The sequence below is a fragment of the bacterium genome (assembly GCA_023228325.1).
Classification (GTDB): domain Bacteria; phylum Auribacterota; class UBA6266; order UBA6266; family UBA6266; genus UBA6266.
On record JALOBK010000001.1, the window covers coordinates 1,064,404 to 1,087,515 of the forward strand.

General features: G+C 44.8%; 23 protein-coding genes and 1 CRISPR repeat array. Of the genes, 17 read left to right on the forward strand and 6 right to left on the reverse strand.

Annotated features, from left to right (window positions below; genetic code table 11):
* Window positions 1-5: 5 nt before the first annotated feature.
* Window positions 6-626 (reverse strand): HAD family phosphatase, encoded by a 621-nt coding sequence (locus M0R36_05120; GenBank protein ID MCK9555177.1) that lies wholly within the window; start codon window positions 624-626, stop codon window positions 6-8.
* Window positions 627-776: 150 nt separating this feature from the next.
* Here M0R36_05120 and M0R36_05125 point away from each other — a divergent pair, with 150 nt between their 5' ends.
* From M0R36_05125 to M0R36_05145, 5 genes are all read left to right on the forward strand, one after another.
* On the forward strand, window positions 777-1,841 hold the full coding sequence (locus M0R36_05125; protein ID MCK9555178.1) for a hypothetical protein: 1,065 nt from the start codon (window positions 777-779) through the stop codon (window positions 1,839-1,841).
* A 17-nt stretch (window positions 1,842-1,858) separates the two neighbouring features.
* Window positions 1,859-2,782: a glycosidase gene (locus M0R36_05130; GenBank protein MCK9555179.1), complete on the forward strand. Its 924-nt coding sequence runs from the start codon at window positions 1,859-1,861 to the stop codon at window positions 2,780-2,782.
* Window positions 2,779-3,711, forward strand: a complete 933-nt coding sequence (locus tag M0R36_05135) for a glycosidase (GenBank protein MCK9555180.1) — start codon at window positions 2,779-2,781, stop codon at window positions 3,709-3,711. Before M0R36_05130 ends, M0R36_05135 begins: the two co-directional genes overlap by 4 nt.
* 131 nt (window positions 3,712-3,842) lie before the next feature.
* A complete protein-coding gene (locus M0R36_05140; GenBank protein ID MCK9555181.1) occupies window positions 3,843-4,628 on the forward strand; it encodes a hypothetical protein in 786 nt (261 codons plus the stop codon).
* The gene (locus tag M0R36_05145; protein ID MCK9555182.1) at window positions 4,615-5,469 is read left to right on the forward strand and encodes a nucleotidyl transferase AbiEii/AbiGii toxin family protein; all 855 of its coding nucleotides are present in this window, start codon (window positions 4,615-4,617) and stop codon (window positions 5,467-5,469) included. Before M0R36_05140 ends, M0R36_05145 begins: the two co-directional genes overlap by 14 nt.
* A 48-nt stretch (window positions 5,470-5,517) precedes the next feature.
* Here the strand turns inward: M0R36_05145 and M0R36_05150 are convergent, their stop codons facing one another.
* Window positions 5,518-5,745, reverse strand: coding sequence for a hypothetical protein (locus tag M0R36_05150; GenBank protein MCK9555183.1), 228 nt, complete (start codon window positions 5,743-5,745; stop codon window positions 5,518-5,520).
* Window positions 5,746-6,192: 447 nt separating this feature from the next.
* Here M0R36_05150 and cas3 point away from each other — a divergent pair, with 447 nt between their 5' ends.
* Genes cas3 through cas2e form a run of 8 tightly spaced genes read left to right on the forward strand, consistent with a single transcriptional unit; the run spans window position 6,193 to window position 14,621 of the window.
* Entirely contained in the window at window positions 6,193-8,856 is a 2,664-nt protein-coding gene (cas3, locus tag M0R36_05155) for a CRISPR-associated helicase Cas3' (GenBank protein MCK9555184.1), read from the forward strand.
* Window positions 8,843-10,411, forward strand: coding sequence for a type I-E CRISPR-associated protein Cse1/CasA (casA, locus tag M0R36_05160; GenBank protein MCK9555185.1), 1,569 nt, complete (start codon window positions 8,843-8,845; stop codon window positions 10,409-10,411). Before cas3 ends, casA begins: the two co-directional genes overlap by 14 nt.
* Window positions 10,408-10,866 (forward strand): type I-E CRISPR-associated protein Cse2/CasB, encoded by a 459-nt coding sequence (casB, locus tag M0R36_05165; protein ID MCK9555186.1) that lies wholly within the window; start codon window positions 10,408-10,410, stop codon window positions 10,864-10,866. The genes casA and casB overlap by 4 nt, the downstream gene beginning before the upstream one ends.
* Entirely contained in the window at window positions 10,863-12,029 is a 1,167-nt protein-coding gene (cas7e, locus tag M0R36_05170; protein MCK9555187.1) for a type I-E CRISPR-associated protein Cas7/Cse4/CasC, read from the forward strand. Before casB ends, cas7e begins: the two co-directional genes overlap by 4 nt.
* A gap of 7 nt (window positions 12,030-12,036) precedes the next feature.
* Window positions 12,037-12,741 (forward strand): type I-E CRISPR-associated protein Cas5/CasD, encoded by a 705-nt coding sequence (gene cas5e / locus M0R36_05175; protein MCK9555188.1) that lies wholly within the window; start codon window positions 12,037-12,039, stop codon window positions 12,739-12,741.
* Between the two features lie 11 nt (window positions 12,742-12,752).
* Entirely contained in the window at window positions 12,753-13,403 is a 651-nt protein-coding gene (gene cas6e / locus M0R36_05180; protein MCK9555189.1) for a type I-E CRISPR-associated protein Cas6/Cse3/CasE, read from the forward strand.
* Complete coding sequence (cas1e, locus tag M0R36_05185; protein ID MCK9555190.1) at window positions 13,400-14,332, forward strand: type I-E CRISPR-associated endonuclease Cas1e; 933 nt, start codon at window positions 13,400-13,402, stop codon at window positions 14,330-14,332. The genes cas6e and cas1e overlap by 4 nt, the downstream gene beginning before the upstream one ends.
* Entirely contained in the window at window positions 14,313-14,621 is a 309-nt protein-coding gene (cas2e, locus tag M0R36_05190) for a type I-E CRISPR-associated endoribonuclease Cas2e (GenBank protein MCK9555191.1), read from the forward strand. The genes cas1e and cas2e overlap by 20 nt, the downstream gene beginning before the upstream one ends.
* Window positions 14,622-14,703: 82 nt before the next feature.
* Window positions 14,704-17,721: direct repeats of the CRISPR family, unit length 29 nt; unit sequence ATGTTCCCCACGTGCGTGGGGATGAACCG.
* Window positions 17,722-17,833: 112 nt separating this feature from the next.
* Here cas2e and M0R36_05195 read toward each other — a convergent pair.
* Both M0R36_05195 and M0R36_05200 read right to left on the reverse strand, forming a co-directional pair.
* Window positions 17,834-18,055 carry a hypothetical protein gene (locus M0R36_05195; GenBank protein ID MCK9555192.1) on the reverse strand — a complete coding sequence of 74 codons (222 nt, stop codon included), beginning with the start codon at window positions 18,053-18,055 and terminating at the stop codon, window positions 17,834-17,836.
* A gap of 99 nt (window positions 18,056-18,154) precedes the next feature.
* A complete protein-coding gene (locus M0R36_05200; protein MCK9555193.1) occupies window positions 18,155-19,036 on the reverse strand; it encodes an SDR family NAD(P)-dependent oxidoreductase in 882 nt (293 codons plus the stop codon).
* 163 nt (window positions 19,037-19,199) lie between these two features.
* On the opposite strand from M0R36_05200, the gene M0R36_05205 reads away from it, so the two are divergent.
* Together M0R36_05205 and M0R36_05210 are read left to right on the forward strand one after the other, a co-directional pair.
* On the forward strand, window positions 19,200-19,616 hold the full coding sequence (locus M0R36_05205; protein MCK9555194.1) for an OsmC family protein: 417 nt from the start codon (window positions 19,200-19,202) through the stop codon (window positions 19,614-19,616).
* Window positions 19,617-19,629: 13 nt separating this feature from the next.
* Window positions 19,630-20,565 carry a DUF4013 domain-containing protein gene (locus tag M0R36_05210; protein MCK9555195.1) on the forward strand — a complete coding sequence of 312 codons (936 nt, stop codon included), beginning with the start codon at window positions 19,630-19,632 and terminating at the stop codon, window positions 20,563-20,565.
* Between the two features lie 4 nt (window positions 20,566-20,569).
* Here M0R36_05210 and M0R36_05215 read toward each other — a convergent pair whose 3' ends face one another.
* Together M0R36_05215 and M0R36_05220 are read right to left on the reverse strand one after the other, a co-directional pair.
* On the reverse strand, window positions 20,570-21,139 hold the full coding sequence (locus M0R36_05215) for a hypothetical protein (protein MCK9555196.1): 570 nt from the start codon (window positions 21,137-21,139) through the stop codon (window positions 20,570-20,572).
* The gene (locus M0R36_05220; protein ID MCK9555197.1) at window positions 21,132-21,824 is read right to left on the reverse strand and encodes a methyl-accepting chemotaxis protein; all 693 of its coding nucleotides are present in this window, start codon (window positions 21,822-21,824) and stop codon (window positions 21,132-21,134) included. The genes M0R36_05215 and M0R36_05220 overlap by 8 nt, the downstream gene beginning before the upstream one ends.
* 200 nt (window positions 21,825-22,024) lie before the next feature.
* On the opposite strand from M0R36_05220, the gene M0R36_05225 reads away from it, so the two are divergent.
* Together M0R36_05225 and M0R36_05230 are read left to right on the forward strand one after the other, a co-directional pair.
* Window positions 22,025-22,681: a MotA/TolQ/ExbB proton channel family protein gene (locus tag M0R36_05225; GenBank protein ID MCK9555198.1), complete on the forward strand. Its 657-nt coding sequence runs from the start codon at window positions 22,025-22,027 to the stop codon at window positions 22,679-22,681.
* Window positions 22,682-22,685: 4 nt separating this feature from the next.
* Window positions 22,686-23,102 carry a biopolymer transporter ExbD gene (locus tag M0R36_05230; GenBank protein MCK9555199.1) on the forward strand — a complete coding sequence of 139 codons (417 nt, stop codon included), beginning with the start codon at window positions 22,686-22,688 and terminating at the stop codon, window positions 23,100-23,102.
* Window positions 23,103-23,112 lie beyond the last annotated feature (10 nt).

The window sequence follows — 23,112 nt, forward strand, 5'->3', positions numbered from 1 at the left end:
AAGCGTCAATCCCATGAAACGGCATATTCCCTGAGACTTTTTTTCAGTTGCCGGACATTCCTGAACAGGATGGCTTTCATGCCGGCCTTTTCCGCCGCTGAGACGTTTATTTTTTTGTCATCGATGAAAAGGCATTCGGCGCCTTCCAGTTTCAGCCTCTCCATGGTTATCCTGTATATGCGGCTTTCGGGTTTTATTGTTTTTTCAAGACAGGAAAATATTTTTATGTCGAACATACTGTATTTTTTTTCCTCGAAAAATTTTACGGCGGACAGCTCTGTATTGGAGAGTATCACGGTAACATAGCCTTTTTTTTGGAGTTTTTCAGCAAGAGCAAAGACTTCCTTTTTCTCTGAATAGACTTCCCTGAACGCTTTTTCCCAGATACATTCGATTTCTTTCTCCGAAGCGTTAAGCTCCCTGCGGATTTTTTCCCAGAGGGATTTTTCCGGCAATATGCCTTTTTGGAAAGAGTCTTTCAGTCCGGAGAATATAGCGGCAAGTTTTATCTGCGGCACTCCGATTTTTTTTGAACAGTATTTTAACAGTCCGGGGGCGGGGTTGTCTATCAGCACGCCCCCCCAGTCAAAAATAACCGCTTTAATCTTTTTTCCCGGAGTTTTCATTATTTTAATTCTAACATTCTAATGATTTTCGGTTTTCTAATCAAGCGGGTAAATTTTTAATTACTTAACCGACGGTTTTCTGGTAAAATCATTTGTCAGCCGGTTACTGTAAGTCCATGTTATTCCTTTTTTCTGTGAAAGGGGTGTCTTATGAAGATAGGTATTATGAGCGCGTGGAATTCCGATTCGGGAGCTTCAATCCATGCGGAGTTTATAGGCAGGGAATTTGTGAAAATGGGCCATAAAATCGAAGTCTTTTCCTTTATCCCCGAAAATTTCCACGGCACAGCTATAGTCGATAAGGATGAACCGTATGTCCACCGCTGTTTCAGCACTTTTAAGGCAAACCCGGTTTATTTCGACGCGGTGCCTTTTTTAAGGGAGAAGTATGATATATTCCTGGCTGAAGACATAGGGATGTTCCCTAAGAATGAACTCGGCAGGATATTCCATTGGATAAAGAAAAAATCAAAAACGGTAACGGTTGTTCATGACGGAAAATTGACGGATGACCCTTCATTCCATCAATTTGACTGGGACGGCATTGTGGGTTTTGACCGGCGATATATCGATTTTTTGAAAGAAGGGTATCCTTCGGATATCCTGAAATATATTCCTTATCCCTGTATTCCCTGGGAAACGGGGAACAAGGCGAAGGCCAGGCAGAAATTAAAATTACCCGCGGACAGGAAAATCATATTTATGTTCGGTCCCGCCTCTGCAACCGGCGCGGAAGTTATCCCGTGGCTCTGGGAAATGAGAAAAGAATATCCCATATATATAGTGATCGTTGCCAACCACCAGCCGACGCTCCTGCGGGTCAAGCCGTTTGCGGAATTCGCGAAAGGCATGGTGGAGATAAGAAAACAGACATTAACGGTTGAAGAGATATATGATTATCTCCATGCGGCGGATGCGACGGTGTTTAACAAAGGGTCTCTTCCCTGGGTTGCCGTTTCAAGCACTATATATCAGTGCCTTGGCGCGGGATGCCCGTTTATTGCGAGGGATTCGAATTTTGTTGAGATGGTGAAAGACTCTGTATTTTTGTTCAGGAGTTTTACACAGTTCCGTTCCGCGATGAAAAACATATTTGATAATTCGCCTGAAACCAAAAAAATTCTTAAAAACGCCAGGAATTACCTGGATAAAAACTGTTCTTCCAGAGTAGCGGCCGAATTCATCAGATATTTCAAGGGCCTTTTGAAAAAATGATCGGGAGGGAGGCGGCAATGTTCAAACGGTACAACAGGAATCCTATATTGAGCCCCATAAAGGAACACAACTGGGAATCCAGATGTGTTTTTAACTGCGCGGCTTATTACAACAAGGGAGTGCATATTGTTTACAGGGGAATGGGTTTTGACCAGATTTCGCATTTCGGTTATGCGTTTAGTTCAAACGGATATGATATTGATAAAAGGCTGGATAAGCCGATATATTCACCGGCTGATAAATATGAAACGAGGGGCGTGGAAGACCCGAGGATAGTGGAGTTAAACGGCAATGTTTATATGACTTACGCCGGATTTGACGGGAAGAAGGCGAATGTATGCATGGCATCTCTTCCGGTAAATAAATTTTTGGGAAATCAATGGGACTGGAAACGGTATTCGTGTATCCTGCCCGTGCTGCCTGTTCCCGATAAGGACGATAAAAACGCGGCCCTGTTTCCCGAAAAAATAAACGGCCGCTACGCCCTTATACACAGGATCCCGCCCGACATATGGATTTCTTACTCGGACGATTTGATTAACTGGGAGGACCACAAAATACTGGCGAGCCCAAGGCCGGGCTTGTTCGACGAAGCTAAAGTCGGCGCCGGCGGACCCCCGATAAAAACCGGTAAAGGCTGGCTTTTTATCTATCACGGCGTGCAGTGGAAGGATAAGCCCAATAAAAAAGGTTTCGGCGCTTACAGCCTGGGAATGATGCTGCTTGACCTGCAAAACCCCGAGAAAATAATTTTCCGGAGCGAGTATCCCGTATTAACACCCGCCGAAGAATACGAGGCGCAGGGTTATGTGGCGGATGTTGTTTTTACCTGCGGGACAGTGCTTATAGGAGATGAGCTTTTCTGTTATTACGGCGGAGCGGATACTGTTATCTGTCTTGCCACCGCGAAACTTAATGATATTCTGAGAATCAATAAATGAGTTTTTTGAAAAGGTATTGTAAAAACCCTGTTCTCAAACCCCGCGGCTCGGGATGGGAAAAGGAAATGGTTTACAATGCCGCCGCCGTTTATGCCGGCGGGAAGATTCATCTCATATACAGGGCGCAGAAAAAAGATAAAATGCCTTCCTCCCTGGGATACGCTTCCACAAAAGACGGATTTAATATAGACGAGAGGTTGTCCCGGCCCGTATTCTCTCCCAGAAAAGACAACAAATTTGAAAGATGGGGAGTTGAAGACCCGAGAACGGTTATTCTGGGAAACAGGCTTTATATGACATACACCGCTTTCGGCCAGGTCAGCGGCATGAGTAATCTTTTAAGAAAAGTCGGACATAACTGCATACAGATAGGTTTGACTTCGATTTCCCTGAAAGATTTCCTAACGCAAAAATGGGACTGGGCCGAAAGGTCATATCCTTTATACAGGATGAGGAATAAGGACGGATTTTTGCTCCCTGAAAAAGTTAACGGCAGGTATTTTATGTATCACCGCATAGAGCCTGATATGTGGTGCGCGGAATCAAATGATTTGAAGACGTGGTTCAATTACAGGATTGTGATGAAACCCCGATTTAAATGGGAGTATTATAAAATCGGCGGCGGCGCTCCTCCGATAAAAACCAGGAACGGCTGGGTGCATATATATCACGGCGTGGATAGCAGGTGGAGATATTCTCTGGGGCTTGCCGTAGCCGACCTTAAAGACCCTTCAAAAATAATATACAGGCACAAGACGCCGGTTCTTGCCCCTGAAATGTGTTATGAGAGAAAAGGGATTATACCTTATGTGACCTATTCGAACGGGGTGGTTGAGATAAACGGCGAGGTTTTCGTTTATTACGGCGGAGCCGACACGGTATTATGTGTTGCCACCACGACCGTGAAAGATATACTTAAGCTTTTCTAAATTTTTTCTTGGCGAATTCTTATATAACGATATAGCGCGCAGCATTTTTCATTGACAACAATCATCAAAAAGATATATTGTATCATAATCATTCAATTCGCCATTATGGCGATTTAGGAGATAATGCTACAATGAGCGGAAATCGTTATGCAAACCTGTCAAAAGACGAGTTATATCTTATTTCCCGGGCAGAATATGAGCGGCAAAAACTCATAACGAGCGACTTCGCCGGCCGTCTGTTTCCAAGCCGTAAAAGGGCGGCTGACGTTTTGGATACCCTTACGCGTAAGGGTCGGCTGCTTCAGATCCAAAGGGGGAAATACCTTATTGTGCCGATCAAGGCTCCCAATCAGCAGTGGTCACCCAATGAATTTGTGGTTGTGGCGTTGTGGATGGGGGACATCCCTTATTATGTCGGTTACTTCACTATGTATAATTATTGGGGATTTACCGAGCAGATTCCGCAAACCGTCTTTATACTCAATCTGGAAAAGAACGTTAAAAAAACAATCGGCGATGTGAAATATGAAGCATTAAAGATCGATAAAAAGAAATTCTTCGGTATTCAGAAAATAAAAATTGAAGATATAGACATTTATATTAGCGATAAGGAACGCACGTTAGTCGACTTTGTCTATAACCCCATCGGTTCTTACGCTAATGTGGCAAATGTCCTCAAGAGCTGCCTTGTAGATATAGATCTTGAAAAATTTATCAACTATCTTAATCAGTTTCCCGTTGTTTCAGTGCGTAAGCGCGCGGGATTTTTTCTTGCAGAGATCGGATGCAGTAATAACGCCCTGAAGAAACTACAGAGGAATATCGGCCGGGAAGATACTTTTGTTGTTCTTAATCCTGCGAATAAATCCCGCAAAGGCAAAATAAATAAGGAGTGGAAGATCATTGTTAACAGATAAAGAAAAATTCAAGGACCTTATCTCAGCAATCGCGCGAAAGTTACGGTTCAGGCCGGTTATAGTCGAGAAGGATTATTATCTCACACTGATACTTAATAATATTGAGGCGTTATTGAGCGATAAGATTATTTTCAAAGGAGGCACCTTATTAAACAAGGCGCATCTTAACTATCACCGCTTGAGCGAGGACCTCGATTTTACTTATTGCTCTCCGTTAACCGCAAGGCCACAGCGGTCAAAAGCCATTACACCTATCCGCGAAAAAATGCCGGATTTTTTGAAGACGCTTCAACTATCCAGCGACAAGCCGAAGGGCGAGGGATTTAACAATTCAACACAATATGTTTTTAAAGTCAAGTACCCTTCGGTGCTGACAGGGAAGGACGATTTAATAAAGATCGAGATATCGCTTCGCCAGCCCCCGATCGATAAGCCTGTCAATACGGAAATCAAACATTTCTATCAAGACCCTTTTACCGGAGAGGACTTATTTCCTCAAGGGAAAGTCCTGTCATTATCATGGGAAGAGGCCGTGGCCGAGAAGCTAAAGGCGGCAATATCTCGTAAAGATGTTGCGATAAGGGATTTTTATGACCTCTGGCATATCGCTGATTTCGGGTTTGATTTTCACAGCGATAAGTTCATCAGGTTATTTAAACGCAAAATTACCGATGAGGGTTACGCCGGCGACTATAAAAAAGACTTTGGGCTAAGCCCGGATAAACTGGCGCTTTTACGCAGGCAGGTGGAGACAGACCTTATGCCGGTGATTAGAGCTAATGAGAGCTTTGACCTGGATAGGGTTTTTGAACGATTTAATATAATTTTACAGAAGGTGTGAGAAAAAGCGGGCTATAGAAGAAATAAACAGAAGGATAAATTTAAAAGATTATAGTGTTTTAAGAGATTTAGAAGATAAAATCCGCTTAGCTTCCTCTTCTGAAATAGGAGAAGATGTCATAAAAATTTCTAAGCTTCCTGGAGCAGGAACCCATTCATCAATCTTGGGATCGAACATGGAAAACATGTCAGCTCCCCTTGTGTCTTCCCGTGGATTAAGCCACATCCGCAGCAAAACCCCTTCTTTAAGCGAGTATTCATATTTAGGCGCTGACATTGGTTTCTCCATTCACAATATACTATCAAGGAATGGAAAAGTCAATTTGTCCGAAGTTTCGCTTCGGACAGGTTAGGGCAGAAAGGCATTCTTTATTTTGTCGCCGTTACGGGAAAATAAATTTTGAATAATTTTTATCGGCGACAGTATGCTGTCGCGAGGGTGTGTTAGTATAAAAATTAAATCTTGAGTTTTACGCTTGTATCTGTAATATGGGTCTATGTAAAGTTTGTTCCGCTTTTGACAGCCGGACATTTTTAAAAACACCCTCTGCGGATGCAATCTGTAGAGGGTGTTTTTTTGTTGCAACACAATGAGAATAGCAGAAATTAAGGGAAATCTTTGTTTCGCTTATTAAATCCAGGGTATTTAATTTTGTTTTTTGATGTTTTAAAGGTGTGGGACTTATAAGATTTGTGTGAGGTAAAAGCAAGGAAGCATTGTATAGTGGAAAGTTATTATAAATATTGGGGTAAAGTAAAAAAACGCGATGCCGGCGGGTGGGATTATCATTTGCTACCATATCATTGTCTTGATGTGGCAGCAGTGGGGTATTATTTATCTGAACTGTTAGGGATTGCCGAATATATCGCGCGAAAGTTGAAATGCGAGAAAGCGGAAATAATCCCAATTATTACATTTTTGTGTGTTGTTCATGACATCGGGAAATTTTCAGACGGGTTTCAGAATCAAATACCAGAGTTAGTTACAAAGTTGAAGGGAGTTTCTTTAACAACGGCATATCAGGAGAAACATTGGTCTTTGGGGCACCGCTTCTGGCGTGAATATGCAGGTAAAATTTTCGATGGAGATAAGGATGCGATTTTAGATTTTATGGATGCGTGGTTTGCTGCTTCATCTGGTCATCATGGTCGGCCTCCAAAGATTGCAATTCATTCATATTTTGATACCAATCAATTTCCGGTTGATGATGCGGTGACCTTTGCTCAAGAGGTAAAAGGTGTTTGTGGTATTTCCTCAGATATTGGATTCTTGTTACTCGAAGAACAATTGATGAAAGAACTCTCATGGTCTATTGCCGGGCTTCTTGTTTTGGCGGACTGGATAGGTTCCAATACTCGCTGGTTTCCGTTTCAAGAAACAAAGCAATCGCTTCATGATTATTGGAATCGAACAGCTCTGCCTCAAGCTAGAATCGCAATTGATGAATGCGGGGTTCTTCCTGTTCGACCCGCTTGCGTATTAAATGTGCGGCAGTTATTTAATAAAGAGGCAACACCTTTACAGAAATTTTCTGAGGATGTATCTTTGTCTTCGGCGGCCAGCCTTTTTATTATCGAAGAAATAACCGGTGCTGGGAAAACAGAAGCCGCATTGATGTTGGCGCATCGGTTAATATCAGCCGGTTATGCTGACGGAATGTATTTTGGTTTGCCGACTATGGCTACAGCGAATGCCATGCACGAACGCGTTGAACAGGTCTATCGAAAGTTGTTTGTTGACAAGTCAAATCCTGTGCTTATCCTTGCCCATAGCGCCCATCGTCAGTTTCTTGCTTTAGAAAACAGCATGGAAGAATCTGTTGACGAGGATGACAGCGAAAATGCGCAGATAGACGCGAAAGAGTGGCTGTATGATAACCGGAAGAAAGCGTTGCTTGCGCATGTGGGTGTCGGGACGATTGATCAGGCTTTGCTTGCGATATTGCCGACAAGACATCAATCACTGAGGCTTTTAGGTTTGCATCGCAAAGTTCTTATTGTTGATGAAGTGCATGCTTATGATTCGTATATGAATAAGCTTCTGTGCACATTGCTGAAGTTTCACGCTGCACAGGGAGGAAGCGTTATTTTATTGTCCGCAACGCTGCCGGTTTCAATTCGCAAACAGTTTCTCGAAGCGTTTAGCAGCGGAATAGGACTGCGCTATGACCATGCAGTACAGCTATGTCAGGAATATCCGCTTGTTACGGCTATTTCCGGTACTGATTTCAGCGAAACGGCGGTTGATTCGCCGCATAACTTGAATCGGGATGTGAAGACTGTCTTGATGTATGAGTTCGATGAAGTGCTTGATGTAATAAAACGTGCGGTTGCGGTAGGGAAGAATGTATGCTGGGTTCGTAACACCGTTTTTGATGCACAGAAAGCGTATGAAACGGCGGTCAAAGAGATAGACACAGAGAAGATTATTTTATTTCACGCGCGGTATACCTTGGGTGATAGGCTACTGATGGAAGAGCGGATAATTAAACACTTCGATGAAAAGTCCAATGCTGAGGTGCGGACAGGACGATTGGTCATTGCCACACAAGTCATCGAACAATCCTTAGACGTTGATTTTGACTGTATGATAACTGATCTTGCGCCGATCGATTTGATTATTCAGCGAGCTGGAAGATTGTGCCGTCACGCGCGGGATAAAAGAGGAAATCGTATTTTCGGAAAGGATAAAAGAGGTATCCCTGAATTAATTGTTTTCTCCCCAGTGTTGGTTGATAAACCAAAAGCCGACTGGTATAAAGCGGGTTTTCCTAAAGCCGCAAACATATATGAACATCATGGTCATTTATGGCTAACCGCGCGATGGCTTGACAGACACGAAAAATTTCACATGCCGCAGGATGCACGGGATATGATTGAATTTGTTTATGGGGAGGAGAGACAAAATGATATTCCTGAAACATTGCAAAGGCAAGAGGATAATGCGCATATCAAGGATAAAACCAAGACAAGCATGGCCCAGTGGGAGGGGCTAAATATAGAAAGTGGTTATATGCCGGATAGTAATTGGACAGATGATGAAAAAGCGCCGACGCGTTTAGGTGAGGTCTCTACAATCGTCCGATTGTCATTGTGGCGGGATGGTGTGCTTATACCGTTTTTTCGTGATGATTGGAAGCTTTCGGAAGTTTCTATCAGGGGATACTGGATAGCACAAGAGGCAGAAGATTATCGTAGTGAGATAGAGGCAGTTAAAGCAAGAATGCCTGATAAAGGCAAGTTTTGCGTAGTGGTTGTTCTGGTTGAAAAAGACGGCTTGTTTTATGGAAAGGCGCGTAACGACAAAGGTAAACCGGTAATTGTGACATACGATAAAAAACGAGGGTTGTTGATACAAGAACAAGGAGAAATCGATGAATCTGATTAATGATGCATGGATTCCTGTGCGCAGGAAAAACGGTGATAAGGTAAAAATCGCGCCGTGGCAGATCACGGAAGGTATTGGCACCGACAAGGAGATCGTCGAATTGGCGGTAGTGCGCCCCGATTTTGACGGCGCACTTATTCAGTTTTTGATAGGGCTTTTGCAGACTACCTGCGCGCCGAAACAAAATAGCGATTGGCGGCTATGGCTTAATAATCCGCCTTCAGTAGATGAACTTAAGAAGAAGTTTGAACCGGTAGCCTTTGCGTTTAATCTTGACGGTGCTGGGCCGCGGTTTATGCAGGAGTTTGGGGATGAAATCGAACAGGAAGAAAACACGCAACTTATTGAGAAACTTTGTATAGATGCTCCAGGAGAACAGGCTTTGAAGAAAAGAACAGATTTCTTTATTAAAAGAGATCGAGCTAAAATGTTGTGTTGGAATTGTTGTGTGCAAGCATTGATAACATTGCAGATTAATGCACCAGCAGGCGGTAGAGGAATTCGTGTAGGGTTACGAGGTGGTGGCCCGGTGAGTACAGTGATTGCGAGAGAAGAACTCTGGGGAACATTGTGGCATAATGTTCTTTCGGGGAATGAATTCATGACGCTTGCCAATAAAGAAAAGATTTTAGATGGCGATAAATTTCCTTGGTGCGCTAAAACGAGAACGAGTGAGAACGACAATAGTACTACTCCGCAGGATGTACATCCTACACAGATATATTGGTCCATGCCTCGTCGTATACGATTGATTTTTACTAATAAAGAGGGGAGATGTGATTTGTGTCATGAAATGGGGCAGTTAATAGAGTCATATTATACTAAGCATAGTGGGGTTAAATATAATGGTTTTGTACATCCATTGACCCCCACTTATAAAAATAAGGATGGGTTAATTTTATCGGTACATCAACATGAAGCCATTGGGTATAGATATTGGCTGGGCTATATTCAAACTACCAATGAGGGGAATGAGCCGGCACGGGTAATTAATGCCGCATTTAGCAGGCGCTTGAATAATTTTAGGCTATGGGCGTTTGGATATGATATGGATAACATGAAAGCATGCTGCTGGTATGAAGGTGTAATGCCGGTTGTTTTTATAGAAGACGAAATGCAATGGGAACATTATAATTCAGAAATTGCGGTGTTGATTCGCGGGGCTGATGAGGTTTGCGATTTATTGTCTTATGCTGTGTCGGATGCAATGAAAGAAAAGAAAAAGAAGGACAAGAATTATACACGCAAAATTAAAGCTGCGGTAAACCAGAGGTTTTGGCAGGAAACAGAACCTGAGTTTTACCGGCAGATCGCTTTGTTGCGTGATGAGATCATGGTGGGTAAGGATGGGCTTAGCATTCGACAGGCTTGGCATAAGTATCTTGTCGGAAAGGCTCAAAACATTTTTGATGATATGTCCCAATCGGACCTTATAGACCAGATAAACGCGGAACGTGTGGCAAAGGCTTATAATGAATTAAGGAAACGCATATACGGAAAGAAGTTGAAAGTAGAAATACTTGGATTGCCTAAAACGAAGGAGGGGGATGCATGAACGAAGTTGATTACGGAAATATCTTAAGCTGGTGGAGCGGGCTTGAGCACGATACCGGTGGCCGGGCAGAATTGCGCCGCGCGCACAGCCCGACAGAGGTGGTATTTTTACCGGCTTATCACCGGCTGTACAACAAGCTTGAAACTGAACACATAGACAAAGAAGCGTTGGCGTGTGTGGCGGGATTGTGTGCGCACATTAAAGAAAATGGGGGCGGTAAGGTCGCCGAACAAATGAGCGGAACTATCAGCAATTTACGTTTTAGGAAATTGCTGGCAATAAATAGTCGTGAAGAACTGTATCACGCAATGATTCGCATGATACGTCAACTTAAGGGTACGGTTAATATCATTGATTTGGCAAAAACAGTATATTGGTGGAACGAAAAAACAAAAAAAGATTTAGCATATGCGTATTATAGCCAGGCAAAAGAGAAAAAAGGAGAAAGATCATGAATAAGTTTGTTCAACTGCACATTCTTACAAATTACGGCCCGTCGAATCTCAATAGGGATGACCTTGGCCGGCCGAAAACCGTTGTTGTTGGCGGTACTCAGCGTTTGCGCGTATCGTCGCAATGCTTAAAGCGCGCTTGGCGGACGGCCGATGTGTTTGAGGCGGAGACCGGGATTCGGACAAAAGAAATTGGGGTTAAGATAAAAATCGCATTGACAACCGAACTTACACTGAAACAAGTAATCGATGGCGCTGATGCGGAGACTGCTAAAAAATCTACGATTGCCGAAAAAAACGCCCAAGAACTTGCTTGGAAAATCGCTTCGGTTTTTGTAGACAAAATGAAGAAAGACGGAAAGGCAGATGACGAGGAAGAAGCGGCGGATAGGACCACGGCAAAAAAAGATGCAAAGAAAAGCAATGTCGATAAAAAAACCTTAAAATCTGAACAGATGGTATTTTTCTATCCGGAAGAAATCGCCAACGTTGATCGGCTTATCGCTGAGTTAAAACGCGGCAACAAGAAGGTTTTGACCGAAAAGGACGTTAACGATTTGCTTGTTACAAAAGGATCAGGCGCCGATGTGGGAATGTTCGGGCGCATGATGGCGTGCTCTCCTCGATTTAATGTTGAAGCCGCTGTTCAGGTGGCCCACGCGTTTACGGTGCATAAGGCTGCGGTAGAGGATGATTATTTCAGTGCAGTGGATGACCTGAATAAACACGAAGAGCACTCTGGATCAGGGCATATCGGCGAAGCGGAATTCGGCGCAGGGTTGTTTTATTTGTATGCGTGTATTGACCGCACGTTGTTAAAGGAAAATTTGGGAAATAATGACGCGTTGGTTAAAAAGGCGATATCGGCGCTTGTGGAGTCGGCAGTCACGGTATCCCCAACCGGTAAACAAAACAGCTTTGCGTCGCGCGCGTATGCTTCTTGTGTTGTTGCCGAAAAGGGCAATAAACAGCCGCGATCATTGGCCAGCGCGTTTTTAAAGCCGGTGAGAGGGGAAGATGTTTTAGGCGAGGCGGTAAAAGCTTTAATGAACACGCGTAAGGCGTTTAATGAAGTGTATAAGGATGATTCTAAGGAATATGTTCTGCGTACCGTTGAGCCAGAAGGCACGTTGGATGAACTGAAACAATATTGCAGCGGCGAGTGAGGTGTTTATGAAATATTTAATATTTCGGTTGTATGGACCGATGAGTTCTTGGGGCGATATCGCTGTTGGAGAAACAAGGCCAAGTTTTGCTCATCCCAGCAAGTCGGCGATTCTTGGGCTTGTTGCTGCCGCTATGGGAATCCGCAGAGACGAAGACGAAAAGCATCGAGGGCTTGTTGACTGCTTAGGGTTTGCGGTGCAGGTCGAATCAATGGGGGTAGTACTTGCCGATTATCATACAGCTCAAGTCCCTTCAGGTAAAGAGTTGTATTGTACGCGCAGGCACGAGTTATCTGGTATTAAAAGCGATCTAAACACGATTCTTTCAACGAGAGCTTATCGTGTTGATGGATTGTATACAGTTATGTTATGGGAAACTAAGAAAAGTGAATGGGGTTTAGAGCGAATACAATCAAAAATAGAGCAGCCGGAATTTGTGCTGTATTTGGGACGGAAATCTTGTCCTATTGCTTTGCCGCTAGAAGCGCAGGTAATTAAAGCTGATTATTTGGTTAAAGCTTTAGCAAAAGTAAAATTTTTGGATGTCCAATCACTGGGATTTAAATCTGTCGGGCAAAAAATGTTGTATTGGGATGAAGACGCAATAGCAGGTGTTATCCAAGAGCATGTTTTTGAAAGAAGAGATATTCCATTATCTCGCGGTCGATGGCAGTTTAGTACACGGAAAGAGTGTCACGCTGCGTTAAAATAACTGGAGGGAATATGATTATAAGCAAATTGATTTTTAATAAATCTTCAGCATTTGAGGAAATATTTACCAAAGGATATGCCTTGCATCAGGAAGTATGGGATTTGTTCGGGGATAATCCTGATCGCAAGCGAGATTTTTTATATCGTTTAGAATATTTAGGACGAATGCCACTTGTATATACGGTTTCTGCTCGTGCGCCTATTGACGATATAGGGTTATGGCATATAGAAAGCAAAGATTATTCACCAAAAATAGAAGAAGGAATGAAACTGGGGTTCAGCGTGCGGATAAGTCCAACGGTTAAGCGTGACGGGAAACGCCATGATGTGGTTATGGATGCTAAATACAAAAAACGCACACAGGGTGGTAATGGAAAAATATCTACACAGTCTACACAAGAGTTAATCTCTGATTCTTGCAACGGGTGGCTGGAAAAACGCGCTAAAGAAAACGGTTTTAAAATATCGCAATTCAGGGCGGATGGTTATCAACAAATCCAGTTTAATAAAGCAAAGGGCGGTAAACCGGTACGATATAGTACAGTCGATATTATTGGGACGCTTGAGGTTGTTGAGTCGAGGCTATTTGGTGATATGCTTTTTAAAGGGTTGGGACCGGAAAAGGGATTTGGTTGTGGATTGATGTTGGTACGGCGAACATGAGTACAGGAAATAATCCTTTATTGCCAAAATTAACTCCTATTACCATCAAAGAACGAGTTTCGCTTGTTTATGTGGAAAAAGGCAATCTTGATGTGTTGGATGGAGCTTTTGTAGTGGTCGATGTTAACGGTGTGCGTACACATATCCCAATAGGTGGAGTATCTTGTTTGATGCTGGAACCTGGAACGCGCATTTCTCACTCAGCTGTTGCTTTAGCAGCGCGTGTTGGATGTTTAATTTGTTGGATTGGAGAAGCGGGAGTTCGTTTGTATGCGTCGGGGCAGCCTGGCGGTGCGCGCTCTGACAGATTGCTTTATCAGGCACAGCTTGCACTTAATGAAAATACACGCCTGAAAGTAGTCAAACAAATGTATCGTATGCGTTTTGGGGACGAACCGCCGGCAAAGAGAAGTGTAAACCAATTGCGCGGAATTGAAGGGTCTCGTGTTCGACAAATGTATAAACTTTTCGCAAAAAGATTTGGAGTGCCCTGGAAATATAGAGAATATGATACTGACAATTGGAATAAAGGCGATATGCCGAATAGATGTTTAAGTGCGGCGACAGCAGCATTGTATGGTATAGCTGAATCCGCAGTGCTTGCAGCGGGTTATGCTCCAGCAATAGGGTTTATTCATACAGGGAAACCACTTTCTTTTGTATATGACATTGCCGATTTATTTAAGTTTGAAACCGTTGTTCCGATTGCATTTCAAATAGCGTCCAAAAACCCACAAAATTCTGAACAAGTAGTTCGGCATGCTTGCAGGGAAACATTTAGAAGTACGAAGTTATTACAAAGAATTATTCCTGCGATTGAAGATGTTTTAGCTGCAGGTGGAATAACTAAACCTGAGCCACCTGAAGATGCTTTGCCTCCGGCAATTCCGGAGAAAGAGAGTTTGGCAGATGATGGTCATCGTTCTTGAAAATGCTCCGCCGCGGCTAAGAGGTCGGCTTGCTGTTTGGCTTTTGGAAGTGAGAACAGGAGTATATGTGGGGGTTTATTCAGTTAAAGTTCGTGATATGATTTGGAATCATGTGGAGGCTGGCATAGAAGATGGGAATGCGGTTATGTTATGGGACGATTTAACGGAATCAGGATTTAATTTTTGTACATTAGGGGAAAATAGACGCATACCAGTGAATTTTGATGGCTTAAAACTGGTATCTTTTCTGCCGGAAGATAAAAAGGAAGTTATTGATAGAAAAAGTTAACTTTGGTAAAGCTGTTTTTTGCCTACCAAACCATTTTTTATTTTTAATTAAACTTTCGTAGGTTTATAACGTGATAAATAGTATGTTCCCCACGTGCGTGGGGATGAACCGCTGTCTTGCTTCGTGTATTGTTTGTATTAAAAATGTTCCCCACGTGCGTGGGGATGAACCGAATACTTCCATTTTCTTAATTTATTGGATTTAATGTTCCCCACGTGCGTGGGGATGAACCGGATGATAAATTGATTTGGTATTTTCCGCCCCGATGTTCCCCACGTGCGTGGGGATGAACCGCAATATTTCAAGCCGGATATATCACGGCGGGAATGTTCCCCACGTGCGTGGGGATGAACCGTATTTTGGATGGATATGTTACAGGAGTAAAAAATGTTCCCCACGTGCGTGGGGATGAACCGCCCCCGCGTCGCCGCTGCTCCCGTTAAAACTGATGTTCCCCACGTGCGTGGGGATGAACCGGCTTTCCCTTCCCTTGCACCATTCAATCCGGTATGTTCCCCACGTGCGTGGGGATGAACCGCGATCCCAAGAGCAGTATGCGAAGGAAATTGGATGTTCCCCACGTGCGTGGGGATGAACCGGCTATAGAAATGCTGTGCTTTTCAAAGTTCCCATGTTCCCCACGTGCGTGGGGATGAACCGCGACCAGAATTTCAGGTTTTCCCAGGGCAACCATGTTCCCCACGTGCGTGGGGATGAACCGTTACAAGAAATAGTGGAATAAAAGGGGGGGGCATGTTCCCCACGTGCGTGGGGATGAACCGCATTTTCATTTTGTTGGAATTGGGCCTGCTACATGTTCCCCACGTGCGTGGGGATGAACCGCCCAAAAGAGAGGGGCGCCGTCCTCTAGTTTGATGTTCCCCACGTGCGTGGGGATGAACCGCACAATAGTACAAGACATAATAGAGCTATCTGATGTTCCCCACGTGCGTGGGGATGAACCGTCTTGCCGATTATATGGAATCTGAACTTGTAGATGTTCCCCACGTGCGTGGGGATGAACCGTCAATGGTATTAGGAGCTAAAGATCTGGAATAATGTTCCCCACGTGCGTGGGGATGAACCGTGACGATGCTATCGTCAGAGGTGGAACTATTGATGTTCCCCACGTGCGTGGGGATGAACCGCCAATACAAACAAAAGACAGGCAACAACAACGATGTTCCCCACGTGCGTGGGGATGAACCGACCTATGACCTGACACAACGTCGTGTCCAACAATGTTCCCCACGTGCGTGGGGATGAACCGAGTTACGTGAAGGGCGGCCGGATTTAGTTGACATGTTCCCCACGTGCGTGGGGATGAACCGAAAATAAAAGAACCCATAAAGAGCGGTGAAACATGTTCCCCACGTGCGTGGGGATGAACCGTAACTGGAACAGGGGAGTGTGCCGCAAACTTTATGTTCCCCACGTGCGTGGGGATGAACCGGATCATCCAGGCATCTTTCAATTATTCATTTAATGTTCCCCACGTGCGTGGGGATGAACCGCATCCCGTTCCGATGAGGTTCCCGATTGGGCTATGTTCCCCACGTGCGTGGGGATGAACCGATTGTTAGCTGTTCTCGCTCCATCAGTATTAGATGTTCCCCACGTGCGTGGGGATGAACCGGCGATAGAGCGATAATACAATCATCTACAACTATGTTCCCCACGTGCGTGGGGATGAACCGCTCTTAGCCATTGTGTATGTCGGAGCTATGTAATGTTCCCCACGTGCGTGGGGATGAACCGAGGTTCGCCCATATCACATTCTAACGCAAACAATGTTCCCCACGTGCGTGGGGATGAACCGCGTATTCGTCAAGCACGACCCCGGCTAAATCTATGTTCCCCACGTGCGTGGGGATGAACCGAGTTTCGTCAGCTTTCTTCTCGGCTGCCGTGGATGTTCCCCACGTGCGTGGGGATGAACCGCAAAAAAATAACATTTTTTTCATACCTCTTAAATGTTCCCCACGTGCGTGGGGATGAACCGTCAGACACATTGCCCCTGATGCCAGACACATCATGTTCCCCACGTGCGTGGGGATGAACCGGTCGTCTATACTGGGGACAATTTGCGTCCGGTATGTTCCCCACGTGCGTGGGGATGAACCGAAACACCTTTAGACCTGCCGTAATCCGTTGGAATGTTCCCCACGTGCGTGGGGATGAACCGTTACCAAGATTATGAAAACTATCCGGGCGATAATGTTCCCCACGTGCGTGGGGATGAACCGTCAGTGTTGTTCTGGGATTAAACCCCCATAAAATGTTCCCCACGTGCGTGGGGATGAACCGTATGTTATCCAGGAATTCTGGAACTGGTAATAATGTTCCCCACGTGCGTGGGGATGAACCGCGGGTCATAGTCATATGGCCGCCCCAGGATCCATGTTCCCCACGTGCGTGGGGATGAACCGCTTATAATCGCCTTCATAATTAATCCTCCGCCATGTTCCCCACGTGCGTGGGGATGAACCGATGTTTCGACGACTGGCACGCCAGGATTTGCAATGTTCCCCACGTGCGTGGGGATGAACCGAGCAGCTGTTAATCCCTGCGTTTTCAGGTGTAATGTTCCCCACGTGCGTGGGGATGAACCGCGCTGTAAAGACTATGGGGGAAGTGCGGGCCAATGTTCCCCACGTGCGTGGGGATGAACCGAACACCGGAAGCAACCGGTGACGTCGGGTGAAATGTTCCCCACGTGCGTGGGGATGAACCGGCGTCCAGAGGCGAGGAGAGCCTGCCTGCACCATGTTCCCCACGTGCGTGGGGATGAACCGCCTGTTTCCCCATTCTATCCATTCCCTATCAGATGTTCCCCACGTGCGTGGGGATGAACCGAAACTTATCTTTTTCTATAGCTGCCTCGCTCGATGTTCCCCACGTGCGTGGGGATGAACCGGATAAAATTCCGTTTTTAATATCTTTTTCCACATGTTCCCCACGTGCGTGGGGATGAACCGACAGATTTATTGGTGAAAGAACTAAGACTCGAATGTTCCCCACGTGCGTGGGGATGAACCGGGTTGAGGCAACCTATTAAAGATTTTGCTACTATGTTCCCCACGTGCGTGGGGATGAACCGTAATTTAAATTACGTCCTAAAACAGTAAATTAAATTACAGTCGCACCCCTGTCCGAAGCGAAACTTCGGACAGACAGAGAGAAAAAATAAACAGAATGATAAATTTAAAAGATTATAGTGTTTTAAGAGATTTAGAAGATAAAATCCGGTTGGCTTCCTCTTCTGATATAGGGAAAGATGTCATAAAAGTTTCTAACCTTAATTTGGCCGGGACCCATTCCCTGAGCATTGGATCGAATATAGAAAAAAACATGTCCCCTTCTTTTAAGGGTTCTATTAGTTCCCTCAGCAAAACACCCTCTTTAAGCGAGTATTCATATTTAGGCGCTGACATTGGTTTCTCCATTCACAATATACTATCAGGGGGAGGAAAAGTCAATTTGTCCGAAGTTTCGCTTCGGACACTGTAGTCTGATCAACTTTCAGCTTTAACCTAACCCTTATCCTTAACCTCAATCTCAGCCTTTCTTATTCCATGCGGCGTCATAATCCAGTCCATAACCGAATCCGGCATAAACCGTTTCAGGAGAGCCCCGGCGTAAGCGGGCAGGGTGACAAGATAACGGGTTTTAGGCTTTTTTGATTCCAGGGCGCGCACTATTTTTTTTGCCGCCGCTTCAGGGGGAAGCATAAACCTTGAATGAAGGTTTTCGGACTTGCCGGCTTTATTCAGGCTGACTTTTTTCTCATATATTTTTTCATGCCGGCTGTCTTTCATTTTCACGGTCTGTTCAAAGTTTTCAAGGGCGTTTTTCCTGAAAGAGGAAAAAATCGGGCCTGGCTCGACGAGAGATACATATATCCCGCTGCCTTTTAATTCTATCCTTAAAGCGTCGGTGATGGCCTCGAGCGCGAATTTGGACGCGGAGTACGCGCCGTGAAACGGGAGCGCGATGCGCCCGGCAATGGAACTTACATTTACAATCCTTCCGTGGCCCTGTTTCCTGAACACAGGAATAAGATAGTTAGTCAGCTCGACGAGTCCGAACACATTTGCTTCAAACTGGTCCTGCAGTGCGCTGCGCGAGAGGTCTTCTACCGCGCCCGGCTGGCCGTAACCCGAGTTGTTCACCAGGGCGGAAAGAGTCCCGCCGGCGCGCTCGAACGTTGTTTTGACGGCCTGCCTTATTGATTCAGAGATTTTCAATTCCAAAGGAATGGAAATAAAGCCCATATTTTCGAGTTTTTCAAGGTCCGGTTGTGTTCTTGCCGTCGCGAAAACAGTCCAGCCTTTTGAAAGGAGCATCTTGGCGCAGGCAAGCCCTATTCCCGAGGAGCACCCTGTTATCAAAACTGTTTTTTTTATATCATTCATTGCAATTATGAGCGTTTACATCATAATCAGCGGCTTGGAAAACATAATTTTTCAAGCCCGCCGGATGAAGTATTTGTTTCTTCTATTATTTATATGACGTATTATATATTCGAATTTGTTTAACTGACAAGATATAATATTTTAACTTTTGATGGAGGAAGCTATGGAATATTTTTACAAAAATAAAATCGTTTGGACCGGAGAGAAAAAGGGCGTTCTTTCATCATACGGCAAACCCGACATTGAAATGGCGGTTCCCCCCGAATTCAAAGGGCATGAAGGGATGTGGACTCCCGAGGATTTTTATGTCGCCGCGGCTTCAAGCTGTATACTCTTCACATTTATGTCCATTGCCGGGAGGAAGAAGATAGAGATTGAATCCTTCGAAAGCGAGGCGACAGGCAAGCTCGAGATGAAAGACGGCAAAGCTTTGATGACAGAAGTGAATATTAAGATAGACATTAAAGCGAAGAAAACCGATGATTCGGGCGCGGTTGCGGAGATCGTCAAGGCGGCCGAGAAAAACTGCCTTATTTCAAACTCAATGACGGCCAAGGTTACGGTAGAGCTCGGCCGGTGAAAGGGAAGAGGTCATGCCGTGTGTTAATCACAGCAATAAGGGGACAGCGTGGAAATGCGAGAAATGCGGTTCCGAATGGTGCGATGACTGTATCAAGAGAATAAAAGTTAAAGCGGCTACGGCCTGCGTCTGTCCGAAGTGCGGGCAGATGTGTCTCCCCTGCGGACGGCCTGAAACAGATGGCGCGGAGAAAAGCGGTATGCCGTCGAAATCGCTGTTGCGGATTTGCGAGGCGTTTGCAGCTCCTTTTCGGGGAGCGGGCCTTTTGGTGCTTATATTCGGCGCTTTTCTTCTGATAGGAGCCGATTTTCTGCTTAAGTTCGGCTGTATTTTCCTGATAGTCGGGGTTCTCGTCTATTTTATGGTTTATTCCTATGTTATGCAGGTGATTGCGAATATCGCGGCCGGGGGAGACCGGTTGCCTTTCTGGAGTTTCGAAGATATGTGGAGCGACGCGGTTGAGCCGGGTTTCAGGTTTGTAGGAATAATATTCGCCGCTTATCTTCCTTCCTTGCTTGTTTTTATTGTGTGCGGACGGGGTTTTATGACGCAAACTCCCACGTTGTTATCCGTTTTGGGGTTTATTCCGGGGATTGTCCTGGCGCTTCTGGGCACGTTCTGCCTTCCGATGATGCTTCTGATAGGAGCCGTGACGGAAAACATATTGCAGGCTGTAAACCCCTTTAAGGTGATTGCCGCTATTTTCAGGTCTTTTTTAGCGTATATAGTCGTTTTTATAGTTTTTCTGTGTTCCCTGGCGGCTCAGGTGCTGATGGGTTTTGTGATGAACGTCACGGCCAGTTTTCTGGCGATTCATAAAGGATCCGTGACTCTTGTGTTTTTTATGCCCGTCATCATAAACTTCATAAGTTTTTATTTTCTTGTGGTAACCGGCTATATGCTCGGGGTGCTTTATTACTGCGAGGAAGAGAGGCTTATAGGAACCTGAATCCTCAGGCCCTGGGTTTCGCGAGTATTTCCAGGATCCTTAAGTCCAGAAACCTTTTTGACGCCTGAGATTTAACTATACATACCGTATCCGCTCCCCATCCTGTTCCCGCTGCCGCGATGACTTCCTCGGATTCCGGCGCCAGCCCGGCGTCGCACGCTTCCATAACGATTTCCGCGCAGACTTTTACTCCCTGGCATATTGTCCTGTAAGTAGATGCGATTATCTGGGAGGGGTAGAGGCCGCTGTATTTTTTCGATAAGGCTGTTTCAAGGGAGTGAGTCAGTATTGTTCCCGTGAACATTGTGACGCCCAGTGATTTGATTTCGCCTTTTGTTTTTTCGGATACCTGCTGGACAGAAGGTTTTTCAAATCCTGCTGAATGTGTTACGGCGATGATTTTAACGCTCTTGTCTTTAAAATGTTTTCCGAACTTGACCGCGGTGGTTCCGGATGTGGTCGCGAGGATTATATATTTATAACCGAATTTAAGATTGTCGTCAGCTATTTCTATGCATTTTTCCGTGTTGATTTCGCCGGGTTCTTCAAAAAGACATAATCTTTTCTCAAGCATCTTTACGGCCTTCCATGCTCTTGCCATCATGTGTTTTAAGTTCTTTTTTCAGTTCTTCGAGGGATTTCCCGATTTCATGGCATCCTTCTTTGTTGGGCAGGTCAAGTTCTATTTTTTCGACAAACCTGCTTACCGCTTCGAGGGTTTTATCATACTCGTCTATGCTTTCATGTATATTCTGGCGCATTGTTTCGATTGCTCCCAGCAGGTCTCTGAACTGGTCTGTTTTTCTTACGGACATTTTTTTTGACAGGTCTCCGTCTGCCATTATTTCAAGGTTGTTTCTCAGTCGTTTAAAAGGCCCGAAAATCCGGTGGGAGATTATCAGTCCCATGACCGCGCTTGCCATTATTACCGCTATATAGTATAAGGTTATCAGAACGGACATTTTTTTACAGTGCCGGGCCACATGGCCGCGCAGTTCATTCAGGGATATTTTTTGGTTGTCCAACAGGTTAAGTATTTTATCTTTTCCCGTTACGCTGGAATTGACAAGAAAAACCTCAGTTTTGCGGAGAGAATCAAGCTGATTTTGGAAATCAAGGGCTGACTGTTCCTCAAAATCATCGCCTAATCTGTAGATTAATATAAAACCGAGTCCGCCGAATATCAATACGGGGATAATAAAAATCAGCATAAACCGAAACTGGATGTTCCAGTCCACAATCAGTTTTTTTCTCTGCAAAATCATCCCCCCCGACCTTATTGTAAATCATCTCAAAATATATATATCCGTGTCAAGAAATATCGTCGGTAAAATGCCGGGTTTATGTAATAATTGACACTTCGGCTTTAAGTGTGTTATTTTGATTAGACTTTGAATGGTTTTTCCGGGTATTCAGTATATAATACCCCCTGAATATCCAACCTGAAAGGCTGTGTAATTTGATAGTCTCGAAAATCGTAGGTTTAATAATATATTCCGCTCTTATCGGACTGTCCGTGTGGTCGTGGGCTGTTGCGATAAGGAAATGGCAGGAGTACCGGGTCCTTGACCGGGAAACCCGGCGTTTTAAGGATATGATAAAGAAAAACAGCGAATCCATACTCGAGCTTTTCAAAAGTTCTTTATCTCTGCCGCGCGTCCCGGTGGTTGCTGTTTATGAGGCTGCCTGCAGAGAGCTGGATTATTTTATACAACATCATGCTGAAGGAGGGCAGAACCGGCTTCCCAAGGTTGCCCTGGAACACATACATAACGCGATTTACAGAACTATAACAGATGAACTTGATAAATTGAACAGGTCGATGGCTGTGCTGGCGACCGCGATATCGTGCGGGCCTTTTTTGGGTCTTCTCGGCACTGTTTCGGGCATATTGCTTGTTTTTCAGAGGCTGGGAACACTGGGGAACGCCTCACTTTCAGTTGTTGCGCCCGGCGTATACCAGGCCCTCTTGACCACAGTTGCGGGATTGCTTGTAGCCATCCCCGCGGTGTTGTTTTATAATTATTATTCTTCCAGGAACCGCAAGGTGTCGACTGATATTGAAAATTTTGCCATGGAATTGATGGCAGCCATAGAAAAACATTACTGCATCTAATTTTATGAAGACCTTTATCAAACAGAAGAACAATCAGGTTTACAGCGAACTTAATATCACCAATCTTGTGGATGTCATGCTTGTTCTTTTAATCGTTTTTATTATCGTCGCTCCTATGATTGAACAGGGGATAGATGTGCGCCTGCCGGTCGCCTCTGACAAGAAGATGGAATCCAGGACCGCGCCTGTCATAGTCAGTGTTTCAAAGGAAGGCGAACTTTTTTTGAACAATGTGAAGGTTTCACTCGACAAACTTGAGAACAGGCTTGCCGTTATGGTGAATAACAATCCCGAACTGCCCGTTATTTTGAGGGCGGATAAGAAATTGACCTACGAAAGCGTTATAAAAATAATGGACAGAATAAGGAATGCGGGGGTAAACAATGTGGGCATGGCAACCGGTTCCGAAAATTATAATTAAAAGCTTCGGT